Source organism: Synechococcus sp. BSA11S, assembly GCF_014224355.1.
Classification (GTDB): Bacteria; Cyanobacteriota; Cyanobacteriia; order PCC-6307; family Cyanobiaceae; genus Regnicoccus_A.
In genome coordinates this window covers 81694-99705 of sequence record NZ_VNWP01000009.1, presented here as the reverse complement: position 1 = coordinate 99705, position 18012 = coordinate 81694, and the positions used below count along the sequence as shown (strand labels likewise).

Below are 18012 nucleotides of genomic sequence, written 5' to 3'. Positions count from 1 at the left end.
CCCGGTCGCTGATTCGATGACCCCCGCGGTGCCCACGGCCGAACATCTGATCCGGGCGCAGTCGAAACGATCCCGCGTGTTCAAGCGCAGCGGTGACATCGTGTTTTCCCTGGCGGTGCTCACCCTCGGCAGCCCCCTGTTCCTGCTGCTGGCCGTTCTGGTCAAACTCAGCTCGCCCGGGCCGGTGTTCTACGTGCAGCGCCGCATCGGCAGGGGCTACAAGGGCTTCGGCTGCATCAAGTTCCGCACGATGCGCAAGGACGCCGACCGCATCCTCAAGGCCCTGCTTGAGCAGTCGCCCGAACTCAAGGCGGAGTTCAACAAAGACTTCAAGCTCAAAGCAGATCCCCGAATCACACCGATCGGCAGTTTCCTGCGCCGTTCCAGTCTCGATGAGCTGCCCCAGTTCATCAACGTGCTCAAGGGTCAGATGAGCCTGGTCGGGCCGCGGCCGATCGTCTGGGACGAACTGGAGCGCTATGGCCGTCAGATGGATGAGGTGCTGGCGGTGCGGCCTGGGCTCACGGGACTCTGGCAGGTCTCCGGGCGCAACAACCTCAGCTACGACGCCCGGGTCAAGCTCGACATCGCCTACGCGCGCCGCCGCACCGTCCTGCTGGATCTGGCGATCATCCTGCGCACGGTGGGGGTGATCCTCTACCCGCGTGATCGCGGCGCCTACTGATCAGCTGGTCTCAACCGCTGAGCAGACGGCTCACCCCCAGCAGCAGGGGCAGGGCCATGGCCAGCCAGAGAGCCTCGAGCCGGCCCACCAAGCTCAGAATGAGGGCCACGGCTGCGGGCCCGGCGGTTGGGTAGCCCTGGCCGAGGATCGGTTTGGCTCTGGCCACGCCGCCGTAGTGGTTCAGGCCCCCAAGCTGGATCCGGGCCGCCTGGGCAAAGGCCGCCTGCGACACCCCGGCGTTGGGGGATGGATCGGCCTGGCCCTGCCGCAGGGCCAGCCGTCCCAGCTGGAGGCAGCGCCCAGGCTGGCCAGCGGCGAGCGGAAGTGAGAACGCCACCAGCCGGCAGGGCAGCCAGGTGAGCAGGTCATCCAGGCGGGCCCCGGCGGTGCCCAGCCAGCGCAGGCGGCCCAGGCGGTAGCCGAGCATTGAGTCGAGGGTGCTGGAGGCTTTGTACATCCAGGCCAGGCTCAGGGGACCCGGAGCTCCCGTTCCCACCCCCAGGGCCGTCCAGAGGCCAGCGCCGGCCAGCATCCAGAACAGCGGCCCGAACAGCCCATCCACGGCATTCTCCGCCGCGGTTTCGGCCGCCCCGCGCAACAGCTCCGCCCGGCTGAGTCCCTCCACATCACGACCCACGATCCAGGCCAGGCGGCGGCGAGCCTCCTCCAGCCCCTCGGGATCCCCAGGCTCCACGCCATCGGAGAGCCCCGGCCTGCTGATCGGAGCCAGCACCCCCCGCACGGCCTTCTCCAGGCTGCCGGCGGCCAGGGCGCTGGCCATGGCCACGAGCAGGGCCGGCAGCCCTGCCCAGACCACCCAGGCGGGCAGGGGCAGGAGCGAAGAAGATCCGAGCGCCAGTTGCTCGATGGCCCAGCCCGCCAGGCTGCTGCCCCCCACCACCAGGGCGGTGAGGCCCAGTCCCGCCAGGTGCAAGCGGCGGGGATGATCTCCGGCCCAGCACTCCCCGATGCCGCGCAGATGCTGGATCGCCCAGCCCATCGCCTGAACAGGATGGGGCCAGCTGATCGGATCCCCCACCAGGCGATCCAGTCCACAGGCCAGCAGCACCAGCAGCCAGAGCTGGATCGGCCCCACCAGCGTGATCACGATGGTCGTGGGGGCAGCACCAGGGCCGCCCCCACGAACAGCCCGATCTGAAGGGGGAAGGCCAGGGGCAGGCCGAGCAGCTGGGCCATCAGCCCCATGGCCAGGCTGCCGATCAGGCCGCCAATGGCCCCTGAACGAGCCAGGGTCAGCCAGCGCAGAGGCTCATCGCTCGGCTGAGGCAGGCCCCTCACCTGGGCCAGGTCGCTGGCCTGGGCAAGACCACCCAGCGGAACGAACAGCAGCAGCGATCCCCAGCCCGGCAGCCAGCGGGTTGCCCCCAGCAGCAGGGCCATCGCCAGGTAGCAGCCGGCTCCTTCATGGCGTGGTCCGCCGAGCCGCCAGGCCCCTTTCAACCAACCCAGGCCCAAGTCTCCGCCCAGGCTGCGTCCCAGCCCATAGGCGGCCAGCACAAGGCCGAAATCCAGGCAGGTGCCGGCTTCCACCTGGCGCACCCATAGGGGCAGTAGCCCGAACAGCCCGCCGAACAGCAGCCCCTGCAAGGCGCAGCGCCAGCTGAAAGCCACCCGAGCAGGCGGGGTTTCTGCTCCAGGTGCCTCGCGCAGGCCTTCACCCCGGGCCTGGCGGGCCAGTGGCAGCACCGGCAGCAGCAGCACCATGGCCTGGCTGAACTGAAGGAGCGCCCGGCCTATGGGGAACAGCAGCGCCGCGAGCCCATGGCCGATCAGCATGCCAATTTCACCGGCACGCCGCACCTGGCCCATGGGCCGTTGATGAAGGGCCAGAAGGGTCCGCTGAAGGGGCAGCGCCGTCATCTGGGTTCCCACCGCGACCGCCAGCACCGACGCCATGGCCAGCAGCACCTCAGTGGCGCGCTCCTGGCCTTCGACGCCCGCGGCCGCGCTGGTGCCGAGGCCCAGCAGCACCAGCAGCGCCAGCAATTGCACGATCACCCCGCTCAGGGGCCGGCGGATCAGAGGGAGCAGGGCCGGCAGGGTGACCAGGGCCGGCAGCAGGCTGTTCAGCAGAGGTGAAGGGCTCAGGCCGCTCACCATCCAGGCGGCAGCGGCCAGGGTGAGGCTGGTGCTGGCCTGCGCACTGCCCCAGGCCAGCACAGGCAGATTCGGCCTGGAGCCTGCGCTGCGGCCGCCGGGGTGATCCCGGTTCAGGAGGCCTTCAGCCAGCTGAACATGGAGCGCAGGCCCACGCCCACCTGCTCGACGGGGTGGGCCGCGTCACGGTTGCGGGCCTTGGTCATCTCCGGCTTGCCGGCCTCGCATTCGGCCACGAAATTGCGGGCGAAGGTACCGTCCTGGATGTCGGCGAGGATGCGCTTCATCTCTGCCTTGGTGTCGGCGGTGATCAGGCGCGGGCCGCTCACGTAGTCGCCGTACTCGGCGGTGTTGGAGATCGAATCGCGCATGGCGGTGAGGCCGCCCTTCACCATCAGATCCACGATCAACTTCACTTCGTGCAGGCATTCGAAGTAGGCGAGCTCGGGCTGGTAGCCCGCATCCACCAGGGTCTCAAAGCCGGCCTTCACCAGTTCGGAGAGGCCGCCGCAGAGAACGGCCTGCTCCCCGAAGAGGTCGGTTTCGGTTTCCTCTTTGAAGTTGGTTTCGAGGATGCCGGCACGGGTGCCGCCGATGGCCTTCGCGTAGGCCATCGCCAGGGCGCGGGCATGGCCGCTGGCGTCCTGGTGGATGGCGAAGAGGGCCGGCACCCCCTGGCCGTTTTGGTATTCCCAGCGCACGGTGTGCCCGGGGCCCTTGGGGGCGATCATCACCACATCCACATCAGCGGGGGGCTTGATCAGCTCGAAGCGGATGTTGAAGCCATGGGCGAAGCTCAGCACCTTGCCGGGCTTGAGGTGCGGTGCGATCTCGGCGTCGTAGACGGCCTTCTGGGTTTCATCGGGCAGCAGCACCATGATCCAGTCGGCGCGCTCGGCGGCCTCCGCCACGCTCAGCACCTCGAGGCCATCGGCCCTGGCTTTCTCAGCGGAGCGGCTGCCCGCGTACAGGCCCACCACCACGTTCACGCCGCTGTCCTTGAGGTTGAGGGCGTGGGCGTGGCCCTGGGAGCCGTAGCCGATGATGGCCACCGTTTTGCCATCGAGCAGGCTCAGATCGGCATCGGAGTCGTAGAAGAGCTGGGCCATCCGGCGAATCGGGCAGGGCAAACAGCGACTTTACGGTCGCGCCCGGCGGATCAGGCCTCGCTGGGGTGGGCGATCACCCGATCGATCAGGCCGTAATCCTTGGCCTCCGCCGCACTGAGGAAGTAGTCGCGGTCGGTGTCCTTGGTCACCTTCTCGAGGCTCTGGTCACACATTTCGGCCAGGCTCTGGTTGAGCATGTCCTTGATGCGCAGGATTTCGCGGGCTTCGATCTCGATGTCGCTGGCCTGGCGCTGACTGGTGCCGCCCAGAGGCTGGTGGATCATGATCCGTGCATGGGGCAGGGCCAGCCGTTTGCCCTTGGTGCCCGCCGCCAGCAGGAAGGCGCCCATGCTGGCCGCCAGACCCACGCAGATGGTCACCACGTCGGATTTCACGTACTGGATCGTGTCGTAGATCGCCAGTCCGGCGGTGACCGACCCTCCCGGGGAATTGATGTAGAGGTAGATCGGCTTGCTGCTGTCTTCGGAATCGAGGTACAGCATCTGGGCCACCAGGCTGTTGGCGATGCCGTCATTCACCTCCTGGCCGAGGAAGAGGATCCGCTCCACGCCGAGACGGGTGTAGATGTCGACCCAGCGCTCGTACTGGCTGCCGGGCAGGCGGTAGGGAACGCTGGGGGTGCCGATGGGCATGGCTGTGGGTGCGGAACTGGGTGGTGAAGGAGTGAAGGGCGAGCGGGGGGCTTGCTCTGATCAGCGAGCTCAGCGGATCAGGCTCATACCGAGCCGGCCAGCGGCACCGGCAGAGGCTTCTGGCTGGTGAGGATCCGGTCGATCAGGCCGTATTCCAGGGCCTCCCGCGGGGTGAGGTAGGTCATGCGATCGGAGTCACTGGAGAGCTGTTCCACGCTGCGGCCGGTGTTCTGGGAGAGCATCTCGAGCATCACGCGCTTGTTGTGCAGCACTTCCTGGGCCCGGATCTGGATGTCGCTGGCCTGGCCGCGGGCTCCGGAGCGGGGCTGGTGCAGCACGATCGAGGCATGGGGCAGGGCTGCCCGGTGACCCTTGGCGCCCGCCGAGAGAATCATCGCGGCGGTGCCCATGGCCTGACCGATGCAGATCGTGTGCACCGGGGGCTTCACATAGCGGATGGTGTCGCAGATGGCGAAGGCCTCGGTTTCAAAGCCGATGGCGTCGCCCGAATACCAGCTGGTGCCTGTGGAATTGATGTAGAAAAAGATCGGTTTCTCGGGATTGTCGAACTCGAGATAGAGAAGCTGGGCAATGATCAGCTCGGTCACATCGATCCCCATCTGACGCTTGGCATCGTCGTCGGAGAACAGAGGAAGGCCGAGATATACGATCCGCTCCTTCAGCAGCAGTGAAGGGAGATCGGGCGGCGGTGTGCGCATCACGGCGGAATCGCCGTAGTAAGGGGCCGACACCGACATCTGGAAACGCTCTACAGGGCCTGCAGGTGAGCCTAGCGGGGGCCCGTCGGCTGCCGGACCGGGGCGGGCTGTTTCGGCCCTTCCTGGTCGCATCGGGCGAAGACCATGCGCCCTGCCGGGGTCTGAAGCGCACCGGTCACGGTCACCGGCAGACGCTGGCCGATGCGGGCCCGGGCGGATTCCACCACCACCATGGTGCCGTCCTCCAGATAGCCCACCCCCTGGTCGGCCTCCTTGCCCTCGCGCACGATCTTGAGCTGCAGGGCATCACCGGGCTGAACCTCGGGCCGCAGGGCGATCACCAGCGCGCTGAGGTTCATCACCCGGAGATCCTGCACCTCGGCCACCTTGGCCAGGTTGTAGTCGGCCGTGAGCAGGGTGCCGCCGGTGTCGGCCGTGAGCTTCAGCAGCTTGTCGTCGGCCCCGTTGCCCTCGTAGCGGGTGCTGTTCACCACCAGGCGCCGGCCGTAGGTCTCGCGCAGGGCGGCCAGCAGGTTCAGGCCGCGCCGGCCCTTGCCCCTCTTCTCGGCATTGGCCGAATCCGCCAGCTGCTGAAGCTCATCGATCACCGCCTGGGCCACGATCACCTGGCCCTCCAGCAGCCCCGACTCCAGCAGCCCACGGATCCGTCCGTCGATGATCACGCTGGTGTCGAGGATCTTGGCTGTGGCTGGTTGCAGCACCCCGTCGGCCACCAGCAGGGCCTCGGTGCTCGAAGGGTTGAACAGCCGCAGCAGCGTGCGGCCATGCACCTCGGCGAGGTTGTAGCCCAGGACTCCGAAGAACACGTTGCTCAGCACTGCCGCGAGCGGCTTGACGAAGATCACCTCCCAGGGCAGCGGCAACAGCAGGATCGGTGCCAGCAGCAGGTTGGCCACCAGCAGCCCGAGGATCAGGCCCACGGCCCGGCTCACCAGCAGATCGGTGGGCATCGAGCGCACCTGGCGCATCAGGCGGCGCCGCAGCAGCTGGAAGAAGAAGCCCGCCAGCAACCCGAAGAAGGCCCCGAAACCGCCCAGAACCCAGCGCAGACCCTCCAGGTTCGTCACCTCGATCAGCAGGTCCTCCGGCAGCAGATCCACCCCCAGCCAGCCGGTGGCCGCGCCGGAGATCAGGAACAGCAGCAGGATGAGCGGGTCCACCATGTGCCTGTTGTGGGCTGCCCAGGGCCGGGAAACCGCAGCATGGCCGATCCCGCTCCATTTGACCGGGAAAGGTACCCGTACATTTGCCTACGGACATGTCGCGAATCCTGACGGTGAGCGCGTCCACCGCCATTTCCCGGTTGTGAACGCACCCCGCGCCGCCTACCTCCATATCCCCTTCTGCCACCGCCGTTGCTACTACTGCGACTTCGCGGTGGTGCCGCTGGGGGACCACGCCGACGGTGCCCACTCCGCCTCGATCGCCGCCTACCTGCCCCTGCTGCAGGCCGAGATCGCGGCCTCTGCCAGCCCCGCACCGCTCTCCACCGTCTACATCGGCGGTGGTACCCCCTCACTGCTCACCCCCAGGCAGCTGGGGCAGCTGCTCGACGGCCTGCGGCAGAGATTCGGCCTGGTTCCCGGGGCAGAGATCACCCTGGAGATGGATCCGGCCAGCTTCGATCGACTCAGGCTGGACGGGATGCTGGCGGCGGGAATCAACCGGGTGAGCCTGGGGGGGCAGAGCTTCGATGACGGCGTGCTCGAGCGCCTGGGCCGCCGCCATCGCCGCGGGCACCTGCTCCAGGCCGCCGGCTGGCTGCGCCAGGCCCGTGCCAGCGGTGCCCTCAGCAGCTGGAGCCTCGATCTGATCCAGGGACTGCCGGAGCAGGACCTCCCCCACTGGCGGCAGCAGCTGCAGCAGGCGCTTGCCCTGGAGCCACCCCATCTGTCGGTCTACGACCTGATCGTGGAGCCCGGCACCGTTTTCGAGCGTTTGCAGCGGCGCGGCCAGCTGCCCCTGCCGGACCCCGATCTGGGTGCCGACCTGATGGACCTCACCGGGGAGCTGCTGCGGGGCGCCGGCTACGGACGCTATGAGATCTCCAACTACGCGCTGCCAGGGCATGCCTCCCGTCACAACCGCGTCTACTGGAGTGGCGGCGGCTGGTGGGGGTTCGGGCTGGGGGCCACCTCGGCCCCCTATGGCCAGCGTCAGGCACGGCCCCGAACGCGCGAGGCCTATGCGGCCTGGTTGCAGACGAAGGGGGCCAGCCCGCCAGCCGGGGAGCCGCCCTTTGATGAGTGGCTGATCGTGGGTCTGCGCCGGCGCGAAGGGGTCAACCTCCACCAACTGGCCGAAGCGGCTGGCCTGAGTGCGGCCGATCGTGCCTCCCTGAAGCGCTGGATGGCCCCCATGCGGCAGCGGGGCCTGCTGCTGGTGGAAGGCCAGCGCTGGCGACTGGCGGATCCTGAAGGACTGGCCCTCAGCAATGCGGTGCTGCGGGAGCTGCTGGCCTGGTGGGAAGCCCGTCAGCGGCCCGAGCAGGCCATGGCTGAGCCGTTGCCTGCAGCCAGCCCCTGAGGGCGTCCACGCAGAGCTCGCGCCCGGCCAGCAGCGGAGGGCTGAACGGAGGCTGGCTCGGGGTCAGGCCGAGCAGATCCGCCGTGACCCGCACCTGGCCATCGCAGTCATCGCCCGCACCGATCCCGATCACCGGGATGGTCAGCTGCCGCCGCAGACTGCCGGCAAGATCGTCCGGCACGTGCTCCAGCACCAGGGCAAAGCAGCCGGCGGCCTCCAGATCCCTGGCCTGGAGCCGCAGCCGCTCCTGGCTGATCGGATCCCGGGCCTGGCGGCGGTAGCCCAGCTGATGCACCGACTGGGGTGTCAGGCCGAGGTGTCCCATCACCGGAATCCCGCTGCGCACCAGCCGGTCGACCACGGCCACGGTTTCCGGCTCACCACCCTCCAGCTTCACGGCGGCGGCGCCGCTTTCCTTGAGCACCCGGCCGGCGGCGGCCACTGCCTGATCGCTGCCGCACTGGTAGCTGAGGAAGGGCAGATCGCAGATCAGCAGCGGTTGCTGGGCCACAGGCCGGCGCAGACCCCGCGCCACCGCCTGGGTGTGGCCGATCATCTCCGCCAGGGTGACCGGCAGGGTGGTGGCGTGGCCGAGCACCACCATGGCCAGTGAGTCGCCCACCAGCACCACCTCGGCACCGGCCTCCTCCACCAGCGCCGCCGAGAGTGCATCCCAGGCGGTGAGGATCAGGATCGGTCGCCCGGCCTGCTTGCGGGTCACCAGATCACCGGGTCTCAGGGGCACAGGCGGGAACCTCTCGGGCTTGCATTGCTACCATCATCTCGACTCGGACCCACGCGGCCCGGACGCCCAAATCTGGTCAGGACCGGAAGGGAGCAGCCACACGGGATGCTCTTGGCAGGCGTGGACTCCGGGTCACCCTCTTGATTCAAAAGGGGCGTGAGCCCACTCCTTATTCAAAAGATCAGCTGTCGGTTGAGCGGCTCTGTCGGTTGAGCAGGAAGGGAGGGATCTTGGCGCCGCGCTGGTCCACCTCTTCCTCGGTGTGGGTGAGCTGGGGGCTGGCGGCGAAACGCTCCCGGGGCCGTTCGGTGCGGTAGGTGCTGCCCGCCTCGAAGCCGGTGGCGATCACAGTCACGTGGATCTCGCCTTCGAGCTTCTCGTCGACCACGGCCCCCACGATGATGTTGGCGTCGGGATCCACCACGTCGTAGATCACTTCGGAGGCGGTGGTCATGTCCTCGAGGGTCATGTCCCTGCCGCCGCTGATGTTGATCACGCAGCCCTTGGCCCCATCGATCCGTGCGGCTTCCAGCAAGGGGCTGCTGATGGCGGCCTGGGCGGCCTCAATGGCCCTTGAGCGGCCGGAGCCGACTCCGATGCCCAGCAGGGCTGTGCCCGCCAGGGTCATCACCGAGCGCACGTCGGCGAAGTCGACGTTGACCAGCCCAGGCCGGGTGATCATGTCGCTGATGCCCTTGACGCCCTGACGCAGCACGTCGTCAGCGGCTCGGAAGGCTTCCTGCAACGGTGCGCCCGAGATGGCATCGCGCAGGCGGTCATTGGGGATCACGATCAGGGTGTCGACATGCTCAGCCAGACGGGCGATGCCCTCCTCGGCCTGTTTCATGCGCTTGCGACCCTCGAAGCCGAAGGGCTTGGTGACGATGCCCACGGTGAGGGCACCGCATTCCTTGGCCACTTCCGCGAGGATCGGAGCGGCTCCTGTGCCCGTGCCACCGCCCATGCCGGCGGCGATGAAAACCAGATCAGCCCCTTCAAGGGCTTCCTGCAGTTCGTTGCGTGATTCTTCGGCCGCCTTCTGACCGATCACCGGGTTGCCGCCCGCCCCGAGGCCTCGGGTGAGTTTCTGGCCGAGTTGAACCCGTCGCTGGGCGGCCGACTGGAGCAGAGCCTGGGCATCGGTGTTCAGCACCCTGTAGCCGACCCCCTCCAGATCGGAGGCGATCATTCGGTTGACCGCGTTGCTGCCTCCGCCCCCCACGCCGATCACTTCAATCCTGGCGCTCTGGCTGGGAACGATGCCGTTGCTGGAGGGCGAGGAGGTCAATGGTGTTCCGAGTAAGGCGTCAGATGGGATGGGGTGCTGGCCTGAGTCGGGGTGGTCGCCCAGGGAACCGTTGACACTCATCTCGGGCAGCATTATGTCGGCGGCGGGCTGGAAAAAACCTGTGCGATGCGGCACTTTTGCGTGAAATCGTTTTTCTCGCAATGGTCCTGTGAGGGTTTGCGGCTCAACCTGAGATCAGCGAGCCTTCGTGGGTCAATCCACCCCTTGTCCGGGTGGTTTCGCCGGGGTCGAACCTGCTGGTGGTGCAGGGAGCCCCAGTTCGGGTTGGTCCGGGTCGCTCAGGTCGATGGAGCGTAGGGTCTGGCCCTTGACCCGCTTGGGCAGTTCACCGGACAGATAACGCAACACATCGAGGCGACGGTTGAGCTCGCCGTCGGGCTCACCGAGCTTCACCTCCCCCAGGGTGGCGGTGGTCAGCCAGAGGGTGCCGTCGGGCTCGAAGCGAATCAGCTTGAGCGGGCTGCCCAGGTCGTCGCGGCGCTCCATGACCTCCACCAGGGTGGCTCTGAAACGGTCCTGCCATCCCTGCACCCGGATGGTCGTTTCCGGCTGGGTAGCGCCGGATCCCATGGCCTGCTGGCTGCTGCTGATCCAGTGCCCCAGCCGGTCGATATAGCCCTGTTCGGGACCCTTGGCCGTGCGTCGCTCGGCCCGTGCCACCACCTTGCGGTCCACCAGCTCGATGCGAAGACGGGGGGGAAGGATCAGTCGCTGCACGGCCACCTGCTCCACCGGCAGCGCCTCCAGCAGCTCAGAGCGCACCAGACGGGGGTCGAGGTTCAGCAGGGGCAAGGGGAAGCGCAGCTCGGCGGCGGCGATCGCCTGCTCGCGGCTCACCCGCTCGCTGCCGCTGATCTCCACCTGGGATGGGCTGGAGAGAGTCCAACCCTGGCGCAGCAGTCCGTACCCAAGCCCAGCGGCGGCCGCCGAAAAGACCAGCAGCCTCCAGACGTTGCGCAGGCGTTCCTGACGGCGCTGCAGACGCAGTTGCCGCCGACGCTCCACCCCTGGTGCCTGGGGGGCCGAACTCATAGCTCACAACGGGATCGGGCCATCAGCTCATCCATCCAGCGCCGGGCCCGTTCGGCATCGGAGAACGGCACATCGTTCTGCTGACCACCGCCCACCAGCCGAACCCGGCAGCTGCCCTGGCTTTCCTCGGTGAGGGGAGCGTCTCCGGAACCCAGAGACATCAGCTCCAGCAGTTCGAGCTTGCTGATCACGAACGATCCCTGGGGTTTGAGGGTGCCGGCCTCGAAGGTGCTCCAGGTCAGGACACCGTCGGCGAGCCGTGCCGCACCGCAGCCATCGAGTTTCGAGAGTTCCGATCCCGCCGCCCAGTCGCGGAAGAGCCGTTGACGGCGCCGCTCAAGCCAGCCGAGGGCCGTGAGCAGCACGAAGACCACCAGCAGGGGCAGCCAGAGCAAGCCGTGACTCATTCCGCCAGGTCCTCCTCAGATGATCCACCGTCCCATTCTCCCGCGCTCTCCACCAGCTGATGCACGAGATCCTCCAATGGCACTCCGCTGGCCTCCCACAGCATCGGGTACATGCTCTGGTTGGTGAAGCCGGGCAGGGTGTTGATCTCGTTCAACCACAACTGCTGCGCCGCTTCGTCGTAGAAGAAATCCACCCGGGCCAGCCCCTGTGCCGCCACGGCGGCACAGGCCCGCAGGGCCATCGCACGGAGGTCCTCGCTGACACTCGGCGGCAGGTCGGCGGGAATCACGGTGGAGCTGAGGCCAGCGGTGTATTTCGTCTCGTAGTCGTACCAGTCGGCGGAGAAGCGAATCTCCCCCACCACCGAGGCCTTCAGTCCGCCACAGCCCCCGGCCGACTGACCCAGCACGGCGCACTCCAGTTCCCGGGCCGTCACCCCTTGCTCCACCACCAGCCTCGGGTCCAGGGAGGCGGCCAGCTCAAGCCCCTGCCGCAGGGAGGCGCGGTCACTGGCCTTGCTGATTCCCACGGAGGAGCCCATGTTGGCCGGCTTGACGAAGCAGGGATAGCCCAGATCCTGCTCCAACCGCTGCAGCAGTCCCTCGGTGTCTTGCTCGAGTTCCTGCGCCTGCACCGCTGCGTAGGGGACCTGGGGCAGACCTGCGGCGGCGAAGGCCGCCTTCATCGCCTGTTTGTCCATGCCCAGGGCTGAACCGAGTACGCCGGAGCCCACAAAGGGCTCCTGCATCAGGGTGAACAGCCCCTGGATGGTGCCGTCCTCGCCGTTGGGCCCGTGCAGCACCGGAAACCAGACCGCCACGCCCGCGGCCTCGGGGGGAAGCCCGCGGAAGCCGGTGTTCTCCAGGGGCTGGTGGCCAGCCGCCGCCAGTTGCGCGTCCTGGGCTGGCTCGCCGCTGGCCAGGACGTCCTCGGCCAACTCGGGGCCCCACCAGCGGCCGCGGCGGTCGATGTAAAACGGGCGCACCTTATAGCGCTTCAGGTTGGCCCCCTGCCTCAGGCCACCAAGAACGGTGATCGCTGAGCGGATCGAGACCGGATGCTCATCGGAAGCTCCCCCGAACACCAGGCCAACGCAGCGGGGGGAGCTGGGCATGGGTGCGGCAGAGACCGAGTCGGCGCCAAACGTATCAGCGACAGCTCATCTCAGCTGATCGGCACGCCGGTGAGGGAGAAGGCGCGCACCTGTTCGATGCTCACGTTCACCAGATCACCCGGTTGGCTGGGGCGACCCCCAACCCCCCCTGGATGCTGGGCAGGCCCGCTGGCCGGGAAGAAGGTGAGCCGGTTGGTGCGGGTGCGGCCCATCCGCTGGCTGGGGTCCCGGGGGTTGCTGCCCTCCACCAGCACCTGCTCGGTGCGCCCCAGATAGCGGGCGCTGCGCTCGCGGGCCGTGCGCTCCACCAGGGCATTGAGCTCCTGCAGGCGCTCCACCTTGACCGCCTCGCTGAGCTGATCGGGCCAGTCGGCGGCGGGGGTGCCCGGCCGCGGCGAGTAGGCGGCGGTGTTCACCTGGTCGAAGCCGATCTCCTCGATCAACGTCAGGGTGCGGCGGAACTGGACGTCGGTTTCGCCCGGAAAAGCCACGATCACATCGGCGCTGATCGCCGCGTCCGGCATGCGGTGGCGGATCCGCTCGAGGATGCGGCGGTAGCGCTCCACCGTGTAGCCACGCGCCATGGCCTTGAGCACGGCGTCATCGCCGCTCTGGAAGGGGATGTGAAAGTGCTCGCACACCTTCGCCAACTCGGCGCAGGCGTCGATCAGACGCTCGGTGAAGTAGCGGGGATGGCTGGTGGCGAAGCGGATCCGCTCGATCCCCTCCACGTCATGGACCTGGTGGAGCAGGTCGGTGAGGGTGTGCTGGCGGCGGCCCTCGGGGGTGATGCCGGGCAGGTCACGGCCGTAGGCATCGATGTTCTGCCCCAGCAGGGTGATCTCCTTGAAGCCACGGGCGGCCAGCCCCTCCATCTCCAGGCGGATCGCCTGGGGCAGGCGGCTCTGTTCGGCGCCGCGCACCGAAGGCACCACGCAGTAGGTGCAGCGCTCATTGCAGCCGTAGATCACGTTGACCCAGGCGCACACCTGGGAATCGCGGCGGGCGGTGGTGATGTCCTCGAGGATGTGGTGCTCGCCGGTGGCCACCACCTGCTGGCCGTTCTCCACCTGAGTCAGGAGCACATCCAGCCGGTTGGCGTGCTGGGGACCCATCACCAGGTCGAGTTCGGGCACCCGCCGCAGCAGCGACTCCCCCTCCTGCTGGGCCACGCAGCCCGCCACCACCAGGGTCAGGTGGGGGTTGGTCCGTTTGCGCCGGGCCTGGCGGCCCAGGTAGCTGTAGACCTTCTGCTCAGCGTTGTCGCGGATGGTGCAGGTGTTGTAGAGCACCAGGTCGGCAGTGTGTTCATCGCTTGCGGGCTGAAAGCCCATGCCTTCGAGGATGCCGGCCATCCGCTCGGAATCGGCCTTGTTCATCTGGCAGCCGAAGGTGGTGATCCAGTAGCTGCCGCGCTGCTGCTGCCGTTGTGGGGCAGCCGCTGGGGCACTCGCCTTGGTGGTGGTCGCATTCATCCCCCAAGTTTCGACCATGGCCGAAACTTGGGGGATGCAAACAAACCTTCGCTGGATTGTGCTCAACAAGGCGGTGCCCCTGGCGATCAGCCGGGGCAGCACTGGCTCGGTGCGGCGGTTGGTGCTCGAACTGGAGCATGAGGGCCTGGTGGGGCGGGGTGAAACCGGCGGCTTCGAGACCGGTCACCGGGCCTATGCCGCTGAGGCGGTGGCGAAGGAACTGGAGGCCGTCCTTCCGCGCTTCGGCTCAGCCGAGGGTCTGGCCCTCGCCTCCGAGCTGCCGGCGTTTCAGGCCCTCGAGGCCTGGCTGGCACCGCTCTCGCCCCCTGCCCGCTGCGCCATCGATCTGGCCCTTCACGACTGGTGGGGGCAGAAGCTGGGCCAGCCGCTCTGGCGTCTCTGGGGTCTGGATCGTTCGGCCTGCGTCCCCACCAGCGTCACCCTTGGTCTGGGCACGGTGGAGCAGGTGCTCGCCAGGCTGGAGGGCTGGCGCGAGCGGCTCGGCTGTTGGCCCAGTCGGGTGAAGCTGAAGCTGGGCAGCCCGGACGGCCCAGGCCATGACCGTGCCCTGGTGCTGGCTGTGGGGAGGCGACTGCGGGAGCAGGCCGCCAGCCAGGCCAGTGAGCTGCAGGTGGATGCCAATGGCGGCTGGGACCTGGCCACGGCGCAGGAGCTGATCCCCTGGCTGGCGGACCAGGGGGTGGTGCTGGTGGAGCAGCCACTCCCTGCCCAGCTCGACCCCGAGGCCGATGCGGCCAGCTTTGAGGCCCTCGACCTCAGCTGTCCGATTCCCCTGGTGGCCGATGAGAGCTGCTGGAACCTGGCCGACCTGCTGCGGCTGGCACCCCATGTGGACGCCGTGAACATCAAGCTGCTCAAGAGTGGTGGCCTCAGTGAGGCCCTGCTGATGGCCCGGACCGCCCGGCGTCTGGGACTCGATCTGATGCTTGGCTGCTACTCCGACAGCGCCCTGCTCAATGGCGCCGCCTCCCAGTTGCTGCCGCTGGTGCGCTGGCCCGACCTCGACAGCCATCTCAACTTGATCGACGACCCCTTCGAGGGCCCCGCGCTCCACGGTGACCGGGTGCAGCCCTCCACGCGATCCGGCCTGGGGGTGATCGAGCGGCCCGACCCTGCCACGGCCTGCGTCCCGTGCTGACCGCCGATGCACCCGTGGTGCTGCTGCTCCATGGCGGCCTCGACAACCTCGCGGGCAAGACGGGCCTGGCGATGCTGCGCTACCGGCAGGGCCCGGTGGTGGCCGTGGTGGATCCGGCCCATGCCGGTGCTGACCTGGAGGCCATCACCGGCATCGCCAGGGCGGTGCCGATCGTCGCCGACCTCAGGGCGGCCCTGGCCTACCGGCCGGCGGTGGCGGTGGTGGGGCTGGCCCCATCCGGGGGGCAGTTGCCGCCGGAGCTGAAGGCCGATCTGGAGGCGGCCCTGCGGGCGGGGCTGCACCTGGCCAGTGGTCTGCACACCCCCCTGGGCTCTGACCCGGACCTGGCCGCCCTGCGGGGGCCCGGCCAGTGGATCTGGGATCTGCGCCATGAGCCCCCTGGCCTGGAGGTGGCCGCGGCCCTGGCCTCCGATCTTCCCGGCCAGCGGGTGCTGGCTGTGGGTACCGACATGGCCGTGGGCAAGATGAGCGCCTGTCTGGAGCTCACTGCAGCCGCCAGGCGGGCTGGCCTGGATGGCCGTTTCGTGGGCACCGGCCAGGCCGGCATCCTGATCAGCGGCAGGGGTGTCCCCCTCGATGCCGTCCGTGTCGACTATGCCGCGGGTGCGGTGGAGCGGGCGCTGCTGGAGGCGGCGGCAGAGCCAGCCTGTACGGGGGACAGCCTGTTCCTCGTGGAAGGCCAGGGTTCCCTCTGCCACCCAGGATCCACCGCCACCCTGCCCCTGATCCGAGGCAGCCAGCCCACCGCCCTGCTGCTGGTCCACCGGGCCGGCCAGAGTCACGTCAACAAGCACCCACGGGTGCTGCTGCCTCCCCTGGAAGAGTTGATCAAGGTGCTGGAGGGTGTGGCGGCCCTTGGCCGGCCCGGTGGAGGGTCTCCACCCAGGGTGAGCGCCGTGGCCCTGAACACCGCCGGATTGTCTGAAGCCAGGGCTGAGCAGGCCTGTGCCGAGATCGGTGACGCGCTGGGATTGCCCTGTGCGGATCCGGTGAGGAATGAACCAGCAGCCGATTGGCTGCTGGCCTCATTGAGGGCGAGCGAGGGGACTCGAACCCCCGAATGGCGGCGCCACAAGCCGCTGCCTTAACCACTTGGCTACGCCCGCCGTGGTCTTTGCCAATGTATCAACCAGCCCTGCACTCTCTCCTTGCGGCCTGCCCCCTCGCTTCGCCTCGCCCGCTGGTGCACCGCTCTGGCCGTGGGCACAGGGGTCACCGGGATGGCCCTGGCCTTCACCAACCCTGGACCCGAGGAGTTCGAGAGTTTCGCCGGTGACCAGCTGGCGGAGCTGGCTGTGGAGGAGGTCTGCACCAATCGCCTGCCGATGCCCCTGAAGCTGGCGATCCAGAATTGCCCGGACCTGATCCGCAGCCAGAGCAAGGTGCTGGGGCGCCTGGCCCTGCGCAACACCCAGCGGCGGAACCTCGGACTGTTCAGCCTCTACCGCACCCAGATCGGTGGTCCTTCGGTGTTGCCGTTCCTGGAGCTTCCCCTTTACCGCGTGCTCACCCTGGCTGCCGCGGGCCGGTTCAGGATCCTGAGCACCTCCAGCGACAACGATTCCGAGAGTGCCTCCGCTGATGGCGGGCCGTGGTGAGCGCGGCCGGGTCCCTGCCGCCGCTGCTGCTGCCCCGTGGCCTGATCGACCCCAGCTGCCACCATCTCCCCCCGGCGGATGCCGGCGGTCTGCTGGCCGTGCGCCTGCGCCATCAGAACGGACGGATCACGGCGATCGAAGCCCACCCCCAGGCTGCCGGGGAGCTGCTGCCGCTGGCACTCACCCCCCTGGTGGAGCCCCATGCCCACCTCGACAAGGCCTTCAGCTGGGAGCGCCACCCCAACCTCTCCGGCACGATGCAGGGGGCCCTGGCGGCCAACCAGGACGAGCACCAGGAGCGCAGCGTCGAGCAGGTGATGGAGCGGGGCGAGAGAGCCCTGGAGCGGGCCTGGCGCCACGGATTGCGGGCCATACGCAGCCACATCGACAGCCTTGGTCCCGGAGCCGAGCCTGGATGGGAGGGGTTGCTGCAGTTGCAGGGCCGCTGGATGTCCCGGCTGGCGCTGCAACTGGTGGCCCTGGTACCGGTGCGGCACTGGGGGACCGTCGCTGGTGCGGCCCTGGCCCGGCGCCTGGTCAGCCGCGCCCCGCGGGGAACGGTGTTGCTGGGGGGCGTGCTGGGCGCCCCCCTGGCCCCCAGCGGCGACGATGGCAGGGGACTCCTGGCCTTGCTGAAGCTGGCCGACAGCCTGGGAGTACCGGTCGATCTGCACGTCGATGAAAGCGGCGATGGCGGTGGGGCAGGGGTGTCCCTGGTGGCGAAGCTGGCGCGGCAGCACCGCATCGGTGTGCCGATCACCTGCAGCCACAGCTGCTCGATGTCGCAGCTCAGCCCCCCTCGCCTGAGCCAGCTGGCTGAGGCCATGGCGGAAGCCGCCCTGACCGTGGTGGCCCTGCCCCCCACCAACCTCTGGCTGCTGGGGCACCAAGGCGAAGACACCCCGGCCAGGCGGCCCATGGCGCCGATCCGGCAGCTGCAGCGTGCCGGGGTGACGGTGGCGGTGGGTGGTGACAACGTTCAGGATCCCTGGCATCCGGGTGGGGATTTCGACCCGCTGGAACTGCTGCGCTTCTCCCTTCCGGCGGCGCACCTGGCCCCCTGGCAACGGCAGGGGCTGGCCCCCTTCACCACGGCCGCCTCCCGCTTGATGGGTCTGGAGTGGGACGGGGTGCTGCGCCCCGGCTCGCCGGCGGATCTGGTGGTGCTCGCCGCCGGCAGCTGGAGTGATCTGCTGGCCCGCTCTCCCCAGCGGCGGGTCCTTCGCGCCGGGCACTGGCTGCCCGCACCGGCGCCGCCGGAACTGGCAACGTTGCTGGAAAAGCTGGCCCCGGCTTCGGCCAGCGGGGCTGAGTAGACAG

At 68.5% G+C, this 18012-nt stretch carries 17 protein-coding genes, 1 tRNA gene, 1 other RNA gene and 1 pseudogene; 7 read left to right on the top strand and 13 right to left on the bottom strand.

The genetic code is table 11. The features are described 5' to 3' along the window. The first annotated feature begins 16 nt into the window (after positions 1-16). Positions 17-685, top strand: coding sequence for a sugar transferase (locus FPZ61_RS09830; protein WP_255441524.1), 669 nt, complete (start codon positions 17-19; stop codon positions 683-685). A 10-nt stretch (positions 686-695) separates the two neighbouring features. On the opposite strand, the gene FPZ61_RS09825 is transcribed toward FPZ61_RS09830, so the two are convergent. The 6 genes from FPZ61_RS09825 to FPZ61_RS09800 all read right to left on the bottom strand — a co-directional run bounded on the left by FPZ61_RS09825 (position 696) and on the right by FPZ61_RS09800 (position 6468). Beyond that, entirely contained in the window at positions 696-1772 is a 1077-nt protein-coding gene (locus FPZ61_RS09825; protein WP_370594282.1) for a CobD/CbiB family cobalamin biosynthesis protein, read from the bottom strand. A gap of 17 nt (positions 1773-1789) precedes the next feature. Beyond that, positions 1790-2866: a hypothetical protein gene (locus FPZ61_RS09820; RefSeq protein ID WP_370593412.1), complete on the bottom strand. Its 1077-nt coding sequence runs from the start codon at positions 2864-2866 to the stop codon at positions 1790-1792. Between the two features lie 50 nt (positions 2867-2916). Further along, entirely contained in the window at positions 2917-3912 is a 996-nt protein-coding gene (gene ilvC, locus FPZ61_RS09815; protein WP_185466018.1) for a ketol-acid reductoisomerase, read from the bottom strand. 50 nt (positions 3913-3962) lie between these two features. Beyond that, on the bottom strand, positions 3963-4565 hold the full coding sequence (locus FPZ61_RS09810; protein WP_185466016.1) for an ATP-dependent Clp protease proteolytic subunit: 603 nt from the start codon (positions 4563-4565) through the stop codon (positions 3963-3965). Between the two features lie 83 nt (positions 4566-4648). Continuing rightward, positions 4649-5323: an ATP-dependent Clp protease proteolytic subunit gene (locus FPZ61_RS09805; protein WP_185466014.1), complete on the bottom strand. Its 675-nt coding sequence runs from the start codon at positions 5321-5323 to the stop codon at positions 4649-4651. A gap of 32 nt (positions 5324-5355) precedes the next feature. Next, positions 5356-6468 carry a PIN/TRAM domain-containing protein gene (locus tag FPZ61_RS09800; protein WP_185466012.1) on the bottom strand — a complete coding sequence of 371 codons (1113 nt, stop codon included), beginning with the start codon at positions 6466-6468 and terminating at the stop codon, positions 5356-5358. A 142-nt stretch (positions 6469-6610) separates the two neighbouring features. Here FPZ61_RS09800 and hemW point away from each other — a divergent pair, with 142 nt between their 5' ends. Then, positions 6611-7831, top strand: a complete 1221-nt coding sequence (gene hemW, locus FPZ61_RS09795) for a radical SAM family heme chaperone HemW (protein ID WP_370593411.1) — start codon at positions 6611-6613, stop codon at positions 7829-7831. Here hemW and panB read toward each other — a convergent pair. Continuing rightward, positions 7734-8570 (bottom strand): 3-methyl-2-oxobutanoate hydroxymethyltransferase, encoded by an 837-nt coding sequence (panB, locus tag FPZ61_RS09790; protein ID WP_185466105.1) that lies wholly within the window; start codon positions 8568-8570, stop codon positions 7734-7736. The genes hemW and panB overlap by 98 nt on opposite strands. A 46-nt stretch (positions 8571-8616) precedes the next feature. On the opposite strand from panB, the gene ffs reads away from it, so the two are divergent. After that, positions 8617-8713, top strand: an RNA gene (gene ffs, locus FPZ61_RS09785) — signal recognition particle sRNA small type. Between the two features lie 44 nt (positions 8714-8757). Here the strand turns inward: ffs and ftsZ are convergent. The 5 genes from ftsZ to miaB form a co-directional block, all read right to left on the bottom strand. Beyond that, complete coding sequence (gene ftsZ / locus FPZ61_RS09780) at positions 8758-9864, bottom strand: cell division protein FtsZ (RefSeq protein ID WP_185466010.1); 1107 nt, start codon at positions 9862-9864, stop codon at positions 8758-8760. A gap of 213 nt (positions 9865-10077) precedes the next feature. Beyond that, a complete protein-coding gene (locus FPZ61_RS09775; RefSeq protein ID WP_185466008.1) occupies positions 10078-10917 on the bottom strand; it encodes a cell division protein FtsQ/DivIB in 840 nt (279 codons plus the stop codon). Further along, the gene (locus tag FPZ61_RS09770; RefSeq protein ID WP_185466006.1) at positions 10914-11324 is read right to left on the bottom strand and encodes a hypothetical protein; all 411 of its coding nucleotides are present in this window, start codon (positions 11322-11324) and stop codon (positions 10914-10916) included. The genes FPZ61_RS09775 and FPZ61_RS09770 overlap by 4 nt, the downstream gene beginning before the upstream one ends. After that, positions 11321-12439, bottom strand: a complete 1119-nt coding sequence (locus tag FPZ61_RS09765) for a D-alanine--D-alanine ligase family protein (protein ID WP_185466004.1) — start codon at positions 12437-12439, stop codon at positions 11321-11323. The genes FPZ61_RS09770 and FPZ61_RS09765 overlap by 4 nt, the downstream gene beginning before the upstream one ends. A gap of 50 nt (positions 12440-12489) precedes the next feature. Then, entirely contained in the window at positions 12490-13914 is a 1425-nt protein-coding gene (gene miaB / locus FPZ61_RS09760; protein ID WP_185466002.1) for a tRNA (N6-isopentenyl adenosine(37)-C2)-methylthiotransferase MiaB, read from the bottom strand. A 34-nt stretch (positions 13915-13948) separates the two neighbouring features. Between miaB and FPZ61_RS09755 the strand changes: the two genes are divergently transcribed. Next, positions 13949-15073, top strand: a complete 1125-nt coding sequence (locus FPZ61_RS09755) for a dipeptide epimerase (RefSeq protein ID WP_185466103.1) — start codon at positions 13949-13951, stop codon at positions 15071-15073. Continuing rightward, a pseudogene (locus tag FPZ61_RS09750) lies at positions 15067-16125 on the top strand (DUF1611 domain-containing protein); the annotation flags it as partial. The gene FPZ61_RS09755 and the pseudogene FPZ61_RS09750, both read left to right, overlap by 7 nt. 2 nt (positions 16126-16127) lie before the next feature. On the opposite strand, the gene FPZ61_RS09745 reads toward FPZ61_RS09750, so the two are convergent. Then, positions 16128-16200 (bottom strand) — tRNA-His (locus tag FPZ61_RS09745). Positions 16201-16242: 42 nt separating this feature from the next. On the opposite strand from FPZ61_RS09745, the gene FPZ61_RS09740 reads away from it, so the two are divergent. Both FPZ61_RS09740 and FPZ61_RS09735 read left to right on the top strand, forming a co-directional pair. Continuing rightward, positions 16243-16692: a DUF4359 domain-containing protein gene (locus FPZ61_RS09740; RefSeq protein ID WP_255441512.1), complete on the top strand. Its 450-nt coding sequence runs from the start codon at positions 16243-16245 to the stop codon at positions 16690-16692. Further along, positions 16686-18008: an amidohydrolase family protein gene (locus FPZ61_RS09735; RefSeq protein WP_185466000.1), complete on the top strand. Its 1323-nt coding sequence runs from the start codon at positions 16686-16688 to the stop codon at positions 18006-18008. Before FPZ61_RS09740 ends, FPZ61_RS09735 begins: the two co-directional genes overlap by 7 nt. Positions 18009-18012: the final 4 nt, after the last annotated feature.